Raw genomic sequence first — 8,524 nt, 5'->3', positions numbered from 1 at the left:
CGACGTCACGAACACCAACCGCGACGGCGACCGTCTGGTTGACGGCACCGGCAAGGCTCGTCTGTTTGACGGCCGCACCGGCGATCCGTTCCCGGACCCGGTCTCGGTTGGCTACATGTACATGCTGAAGCTGCACCACCTAGTGGATGACAAGATCCACGCGCGCTCGACTGGCCCATACTCGATGGTCACCCAGCAGCCGCTCGGTGGTAAGGCACAGTTCGGCGGTCAGCGCTTTGGTGAGATGGAAGTGTGGGCGCTCGAAGCGTACGGCGCCGCGCACACCCTTCAGGAGATGCTGACGATCAAGTCTGACGACACGGTTGGACGCGTCAAGGTCTACGAGGCCATCGTCAAGGGCGATAACGTCCCTGAGCCTGGTCTGCCGGAGTCCTTCAAGGTCCTCGTTCAGGAAATGCGCTCGCTGTGCCTGAACGTCGAAGCCCTCGACGCGGGTGGCAATGCCATCTCGTTGCAGGACTCGGACGAAGACGCCTTCCGTTCCCCGCAGTCCGCGGGCATCACCACCGGCCTCGAAGACCTCGAGACTGGCGCAGACTTCTAACAATCTAAGCGCGAGTGGGGCGGCGAGCGCCCGCCGCCCCGCTAGCGAATGGCAATAAGGCGTAAGAACTGAGGAAGTAGGAATCTTGCTCGACGTCAATATTTTTGACCAGCTGTCGATCTCGCTCGCGACGTCCGAAGACGTGCGCGAATGGTCGCATGGCACAGTCACCAAGCCTGAAACGATCAACTACCGTACGCTCAAGCCGGAAAAGGATGGCCTTTTCGGCGAGCAAATCTTTGGCCCCACCCGCGACTGGGAGTGTGCTTGTGGAAAGTACAAGCGCCCGCGCTACAAGGGCATCGTCTGCGAGCGCTGTGGCGTTGAAGTCACGCGCGCCAAGGTGCGCCGTGAGCGCATGGGCCACATCGAGCTCGCGGCTCCGGTCACGCACATTTGGTACTTCAAGGGCGTTCCCTCGCGCCTTGGCTACCTGCTCGACATCGCCCCGAAGGACCTCGAGAAGGTCATTTACTTCGCGGCTTACATGATCACCGATGTTGATGAGCAGCGTCGTCACGACGACATGCCCACCCTCACCGCTGAGTACGAGCTCGAGCGCGACAACCTGGAAAAGGAGCGCGACGCCGCTGTTGAGGCCGCGCTGAAGGAAGAGGAAGACACGCTCGCCAAGGCTGAGGCCGCAGGCGAAGACGCCTCGGCTATCGCGAAGATCAAGCGCTCGCTCCAGGCCGATACACGCCGCGTTCGTACTCGCTACGAGAACGACATCAAGGAGCTTGAGGAGATCTGGGACAAGTTCACCAAGCTCAAGGTCGGCGACCTCGAGGGCGATGAAATCGCCTACCGCGAGATGGAGACCCGCTGGGGCGACTACTTCGCGGCATACCGCGGCGCCGAGGCAATCCAGCGCCGCCTGCGCACCTTCGATCTGCAGGCCGAGCACGAACTGCTCGTTGACCAGATCGAAAACGGCACGGCTCAGCGCAAGACCCGCGCGCTCAAGCGCATCAAGGTCGTCAACGCGTTCCTGCACTCGAAGACCCCGCCCGAGGCGATGGTTCTCGACGCGATCCCGGTGATTCCGCCGGATCTGCGCCCGATGGTTCAGCTCGACGGCGGCCGCTTCGCCACGTCGGATCTGAACGATCTGTACCGCCGCGTCATCAACCGCAACAACCGTCTCCAGCGCATGCTCGATCTGAACGCGCCCGAGATCATGGTCAACAACGAGAAGCGCATGCTGCAGGAGTCTGTTGACGCGCTGTTCGACAACGGCCGCCGTGGCCGCCCCGTTCAGGGCGCCGGCAACCGCCCTCTGAAGTCGATCTCGGACATGCTCAAGGGCAAGCAGGGTCGTTTCCGCCAGAACCTTCTGGGCAAGCGAGTCGATTACTCTGGCCGTTCGGTCATCGTTATCGGCCCCACCCTCAAGCTTCACCAGTGTGGTCTTCCCAAGACGATGGCTCTCGAGCTTTTCAAGCCCTTCGTGCAAAAGCGCCTCGTGGATCTCGAGCTTGCGAAGAACATCAAGGCTGCCAAGCGCCTGATCGAGCGTCAGCGCGACGAGGTCTTCGACGTTCTCGAAGAGATCATTCAGGAGCACCCGGTTCTGCTGAACCGTGCACCCACGCTTCACCGCCTCGGCATTCAGGCGTTCGAGCCGCAGCTCATCGAGGGTAAGGCCATCCGCCTTCACCCGCTCGTGTGTGCCGCGTTCAACGCTGACTTCGACGGCGATCAGATGGCAGTCCACCTGCCGCTGTCGGTTGAGGCTCAGGCAGAGGCTCGCATCCTCATGCTCTCGGCCAACAACATCCTCAAGCCGTCGGATGGCCGCCCGGTGACCGTCCCCTCGCAGGACATGGTGATTGGTCTGTACCACCTGACCTCGCAGCGCGATGATGAGGTTGGCGCTGGCCGCTACTTCACCTCGGTTGCCGAGGCTGAGATGGCTCACGACCTTGGCGATCTCCACCTCAACGCTCCGTGCCACATTCGCTGGAAGGCCGAGGAGATCGTTCTTCCGCGCGGCTGGCAGGCCCCGGAGGGTTACGAGGAGGGCGACGACGTGCTGCTCACGACGACGCTGGGCCGCGCATTCTTCAACGATGCGCTTCCGACCACCTTCCCGTACGTCAACCGCACGGTGGACAAGAAGGTTCTGGGCAACATCGTCAACGAGCTTGCCGAGCGTTACCCGAAGGTCGACGCCGCTGCGTCGCTCGACGCGCTGAAGGAAATCGGTTTCTACTGGGGTGGCCGCTCGGGCGTGACGATCGCCGTGTCCGACGTCGTCGCTCCTGAAAAGAAGGCCGAGATCCTTGAAGACGCCGAGGAACGCGCCGCGAAGATCGAGCAGGACTTCCAGGACGGCAACATTCGCGACGAGGATCGTCGCCGCGATCTTGTTGCGCTGTGGACGGAAGTGACCGATCAGGTCGCAGACGAGATGCGTAAGAACTTCGACGATCTGAACAACATCAACCAGATGGTTCAGTCGGGCGCACGCGGTAACTGGATGCAGATTCGCCAGGTTGCCGGCATGCGTGGCCTCGTGGCCGACCCGAAGGGTGAGATTATTCCTCGCCCGATCAAGTCGAACTACCGCGAGGGCCTGTCGGCGCTCGAGTACTTTACGGCTACCCACGGCGCGCGTAAGGGCCTGGCTGATACGGCTCTTCGTACCGCTGATTCGGGTTACCTCACGCGTCGTCTGGTCGACGTGGCTCAGGACGTCATCGTCCGCGAGTCTGACTGTGGCACCTCGCGCGGCCTGAAGAAGTCGATCGTCCTGACCGACGACGAGGGCAACCAGATTCGTCTGGCCGAGGTCGACGGCGCCAAGCGAGAGGTCACCGAAGCTGACGTGAGCGCCGCGCAGTGGGAGGCCGCTGAGGCCCTGCGCTCCGATGAGATCGACACCTCCGTCTACGCTCGCACCCTGGCAAAGGATGTCGAGGACGGCGAGGGCAACGTCATCGTTGCGGCCGGCACCGACATCGGCGATGTTGCACTCGAGGCACTCCTTGAGGCCGGCATCACCGAAATCACCGTTCGCTCGGTCCTCACGTGTGATTCGCGCGTGGGCACCTGCGCCAAGTGCTACGGCCGTTCGCTCGCGACCGGCAAGCTCGTGGACATCGGCGAGGCGGTCGGTATTGTTGCCGCCCAGTCGATTGGTGAGCCTGGAACCCAGCTGACGATGCGTACCTTCCACACCGGTGGCGCCGCATCCGCAGAGGATATTACCCAGGGTCTTCCGCGAGTCCAGGAGCTCTTCGATGCTCGTACCCCCAAGGGCGAGGCTCCGATCGCCGAGGCATCGGGCCGCTTGGAGACCGAGGAACTCGAGCGTTCGCGCCGCCTGATCATCAAGCGCGACGACGGCGACGAGGACTTGACGTACCTGGTAGGCAAGCGCGCCAAGCTGCTTGTTCCCGAGAACTCGCACGTCCAGGTCGGCCAGCAGCTGGTCGAAGGTTCGGTTGACCCGAAGAAGGTCCTGCGAATCTCCGGCCGCCGTACGGCTCAGCTGCACCTGGTTGACGAGGTTCAGGAAGTGTACCGCTCGCAGGGCGTTGAGATTCACGATAAGCACATTGAGGTTATCGTGCGTCAGATGCTGCGCCGCGTGACGGTCCTCGACTCGGGCACCACGACTCTGCTTCCGGGCGAGCTCGTTGACGTGGCCCAGTTTGAGACCGCGAACCGCGCCGCGATGGCAGAAGGTGGCAAGCCCGCCTCTGGCCGTCCCGAGCTCATGGGTATCACGAAGGCCTCGCTGGCCACCGACTCGTGGCTCTCGGCCGCGTCCTTCCAGGAGACCACGAAGGTTCTCACGGAGGCCGCGCTCAACGCCAAGAGCGATCCGCTCGATGGCCTGAAGGAGAACGTCATCCTCGGTAAGCTCATCCCGGCCGGTACCGGCCTGGAGCAGCTGCGTAAGCCGAAGGTGGAGCCCACCGCGGAGGCGCGCTCGGAGTACGAGCAGCTCAACACGTTCGCCGGCCTTGACTCGTTCGATGACATCTACGGCTACGGCTCGGTAGATGACTACGACACGTCGATGGGCTACGGCTACGGGCTGAACTTCTAAGACGGACACGATGGGGCGGGTAGCACACAGCTATCCGCCCCATCGTCGTATGCGGGCGCTACTGGCGCACCGTCGTCGTCGGGAATGTATAAAGATAAAAGGCAGTGCACAGTGTGGGTAGCGCCACGAAGCGTTTACCTCACAATCTTGGACATGCAGCGCGCGAAACCGTTAATCTATAACACGGTGCCCGTTCCGTGGGTCGACGTTGCTTTGTCGATTGGTCAAAGTTGCTCATAGCCATCGGCAGTTGAAACGACGCGCGGACGCTAGGAAGGTACGGTGTCCTTCCTCTCGCACGTTCGAACCGGACAGGCGGGCAGTTCGACGATCTGAACTCATACACAGGAGAAATAGTGCCTACTATTCAGCAGCTGGTCCGCAAGGGCCGCTCAAACAAGGCGGCAGCCTCCTCGACTCCGGGCCTCAAGGGAAGTCCGCAGCGTCGAGGTGTGTGCACGCGTGTTTACACAACTACACCGAAGAAGCCTAATTCTGCTCTTCGTAAGGTCGCTCGTGTTCGTCTGTCGACGGGCATCGAAGTCACGGCATACATCCCCGGCGAGGGCCACAACCTCCAGGAGCACTCGATCGTGCTCGTTCGCGGTGGTCGTGTGAAGGACCTGCCCGGTGTTCGCTACCACATTGTCCGTGGCGCACTCGATACGCAGGGCGTGAAGTCCCGCGGTCAGGGTCGCTCCAAGTACGGTGCGAAGAAGGAGAAGTAAGATGCCACGTAAAGGACCAGTTCGTAAGCGTCCACTCGTCAACGATCCCGTTCACGGCTCGCCCGTTGTCACCCAGGTGATCAACCGCGTTCTTCGTGACGGCAAGAAGTCGACCGCCGAGCGCATCGTTTACGGCGCCCTCGCAGGCGTCGAAGAGAAGACCGGCCAGGAAGCCCTGACGGTGCTCAAGCGCGCTCTCGATAACATTCGCCCCTCCCTCGAGGTTCGCTCCCGCCGTGTCGGTGGCGCGACCTACCAGGTTCCGACCGAAGTCAAGCCGAACCGTGCAAACGCACTCGCAATTCGCTGGCTCGTCGACTACTCGCGTGAGCGCCGTGAGAACACGATGCTCGAGCGTCTCCAGAACGAAATCATGGATGCGTCCAACGGCCTCGGTGCCGCTGTTCGCCGCCGTGAAGATGTCCACCGTATGGCCGAGGCCAACCGCGCCTTCGCACACTACCGTTGGTAATTTCGGCGCTCTCGCCGTCTACAATGAGGCCGCAACCGGCCTGGACAAGGAAACTAAGCAGTGGCACATGAACCACAAAAGGACCTTCGCAAGGTTCGCAACATTGGAATTATGGCGCATATTGACGCCGGTAAGACCACCACAACAGAGCGCATCCTGTTCTACACGGGCTTGAACTACAAGCTCGGCGAAACCCACGACGGCGCATCGACGACCGACTGGATGGAGCAGGAGAAGGAGCGCGGCATTACGATTACGTCGGCTGCCGTGACCACCTTCTGGAAGCAAAACCAGATCAACATCATTGACACCCCCGGACACGTGGACTTCACGGTCGAGGTTGAGCGCTCGCTGCGCGTCCTCGACGGCGCTGTCGCAGTGTTCGACGGCAAGGAAGGCGTTGAGCCGCAGTCCGAGACCGTGTGGCGTCAGGCTGACAAGTACAAGGTTCCGCGCGTGTGCTTCATCAACAAGATGGACAAGATGGGCGCCGACTTCGATCACGCCATCCAGACCATCAAGGATCGCCTCAGGGCAACCCCGTTGGTCATGGCATTCCCGATCGGATCCGAGGACCAGCTCTCCGGCGTCGTCGACGTCATGGAGATGAAGGCCTACCGCTTCCCGGCGCAGGACGACAAGGGCAACCCGACCATGGGCTCGCTCGTCGTCACCGAGGACATCCCGGCAGAACTCGAGGCTAAGGCCGAGGAGTACCGCAACGAGCTCGTTGAGACCGTCGCGGAAAACGACGAGGAGCTTCTCGAGAAGTACCTCGGCGGCGAGGACATCTCGAACGCCGAGCTCAAGAAGGTCATCCGTCGCATGACGATCGACGGCGAGATTTTCCCGGTCTACGCCGGCTCTGCCTACAAGAACATCGGCGTTCAGCCGGTTCTTGACGCCGTGATCGACTACCTCCCCTCCCCGGCGGATGTGGAATACGTGCTCGGCACCGACGTCAAGGACGAGTCGATTGAACTCCACCGCAAGCCGTCGGTTGACGAGCCGTTCTCGGCTCTCGCCTTCAAGATTGCTGCGCACCCGTTCTTCGGCCGCCTGACCTACATTCGCGTGTACTCGGGCAAGATCGACGCCGGCGCACAGATCCTGAACGCCACGAAGGGCAAGCGCGAGCGCGTGTCCAAGATCTTCCAGATGCACTCCAACACGGAGCAGCCGGTTGAGTCGGCGTCGGCAGGTAACATCTACGCCGTCATCGGTCTGAAGGACACGACGACGGGCGACTCCCTGTCCGCTCAGGACGCACCGATTCTCCTCGAGTCGATGACGTTCCCGGACCCGGTCATCCACGTGGCAATCGAGCCCAAGTCGAAGGCTGACCAGGAGAAGCTCGGCACCGCTATTCAGAAGCTTGCCGAAGAGGATCCCACGTTCACCGTTCGCCTCGATGATGAGTCCGGCCAGACCGTTATTGGCGGTATGGGCGAGCTCCACCTCGACATCCTTGTTGACCGCATGAAGCGCGAATTCAAGGTTGACGCGAACGTTGGTGCGCCGATGGTTGCTTACCGCGAGACCATTACCGGTACCGCGCAGTCCGTCGACTACACCCACAAGAAGCAGACCGGTGGTTCGGGTCAGTTCGCAAAGGTCATCGTGACCTTCGAGCCGCTCCCGGAGAACGAAGAGGGCGAAACCTACGAGTTCGTCGATTCGGTCACTGGTGGCCGTGTTCCGCGTGAATACATTCCGTCGGTGTCTCAAGGTATTGAGGCAGCAATGGAAAACGGTATCCTCGCTGGCTACCCGATGGTGAACGTGAAGGCCACCCTTGAGGATGGCGCTTACCACGACGTCGACTCCTCGGAGATGGCGTTCAAGATCGCTGGCCAAATGGTGTTCCGCGAGGGCATCAAGCGCGCCAAGCCGGTTATCCTTGAGCCGGTCATGGATGTCGAGGTCCGTACTCCCGAGGAGTACATGGGCGACGTCATCGGTGATCTCAACTCACGTCGCGGCCAGATCGCATCGATGGAAGACGCCACCGGCGTCAAGATCGTTCGCGCTCTGGTCCCGCTTTCCGAAATGTTTGGGTACGTTGGCGATCTGCGTTCGAAGACGCAGGGTCGCGCCGTGTACACTATGCAGTTCGCGAAGTACCAAGAGGTTCCCAAGAACGTCTCGGACGAGATCATCCAGAAAGCTCACGGCGAGTAATTCGCTAAAATTTACAAGAAATCAACAGACCAGTAAGATTCGTGTGAACGAGTCTTCAGAAATCTAGTCCCAGGAGGGCGCAAGTGGCCAAGGCCAAGTACGACAAGTCCAAGCCGCATATGAACATCGGCACCATCGGTCACGTCGATCACGGAAAGACGACGACGACCGCTGCCATCTCGAAGGTTCTTGCGGACAAGTACCCGGATCTCAACGAGAGCCGCGACTTCAACACCATTGACAACGCTCCAGAAGAGCGTCAGCGTGGTATTACCATCAACGTCTCGCACGTCGAGTACCAGACCGATAAGCGTCACTACGCTCACGTCGACGCTCCTGGACACGCGGACTACATCAAGAACTTGTTCACCGGCGCTGCTCAGATGGACGGTGCGATCCTCGTTGTCGCAGCGACCGACGGCCCGATGGCTCAGACCCGCGAGCACGTCCTGCTCGCACGCCAGGTTGGCGTGCCGGACATCATCGTCGCACTGAACAAGTCCGACATGGTTGACGAC

At 61.2% G+C, this 8,524-nt stretch carries 5 protein-coding genes and 1 pseudogene; all 6 read left to right on the top strand.

The window, feature by feature from the left end:
- Positions 1–565, top strand: a pseudogene (locus ACHFFR_RS07475) (DNA-directed RNA polymerase subunit beta); the annotation flags it as partial.
- A gap of 85 nt (positions 566–650) precedes the next feature.
- Positions 651–4,625: a DNA-directed RNA polymerase subunit beta' gene (rpoC, locus tag ACHFFR_RS07470; protein ID WP_394263639.1), complete on the top strand. Its 3,975-nt coding sequence runs from the start codon at positions 651–653 to the stop codon at positions 4,623–4,625.
- A 356-nt stretch (positions 4,626–4,981) separates the two neighbouring features.
- Complete coding sequence (rpsL, locus tag ACHFFR_RS07465) at positions 4,982–5,353, top strand: 30S ribosomal protein S12 (RefSeq protein ID WP_307682183.1); 372 nt, start codon at positions 4,982–4,984, stop codon at positions 5,351–5,353.
- Between the two features lies 1 nt (position 5,354).
- Entirely contained in the window at positions 5,355–5,825 is a 471-nt protein-coding gene (rpsG, locus tag ACHFFR_RS07460; protein ID WP_394263638.1) for a 30S ribosomal protein S7, read from the top strand.
- Positions 5,826–5,936: 111 nt separating this feature from the next.
- The gene (gene fusA, locus ACHFFR_RS07455; protein ID WP_394263640.1) at positions 5,937–8,006 is read left to right on the top strand and encodes an elongation factor G; all 2,070 of its coding nucleotides are present in this window, start codon (positions 5,937–5,939) and stop codon (positions 8,004–8,006) included.
- 83 nt (positions 8,007–8,089) lie between these two features.
- Positions 8,090–8,524: GTP-binding protein (locus tag ACHFFR_RS07450; protein WP_394263637.1), on the top strand; the 435-nt coding region annotated here is incomplete at its 3' end.

It is taken from the genome of Trueperella sp. (genome assembly GCF_043424875.1).
Taxonomy (GTDB): Bacteria; Actinomycetota; Actinomycetes; order Actinomycetales; family Actinomycetaceae; genus Trueperella.
Note: the sequence above shows the minus strand (reverse complement) of the source record. Positions and strands in the feature narration are given on the sequence as shown.

What these genes read in the sequence shown, in the direction of transcription:
- rpsG (WP_394263638.1), top strand. Translation starts at nt 5,355, where the DNA reads ATGCCACGTAAAGGACCAGTTCGTAAGCGTCCACTCGTCAACGATCCC.
- fusA (WP_394263640.1), top strand. Translation starts at nt 5,937, where the DNA reads ATGGCGCATATTGACGCCGGTAAGACCACCACAACAGAGCGCATCCTG.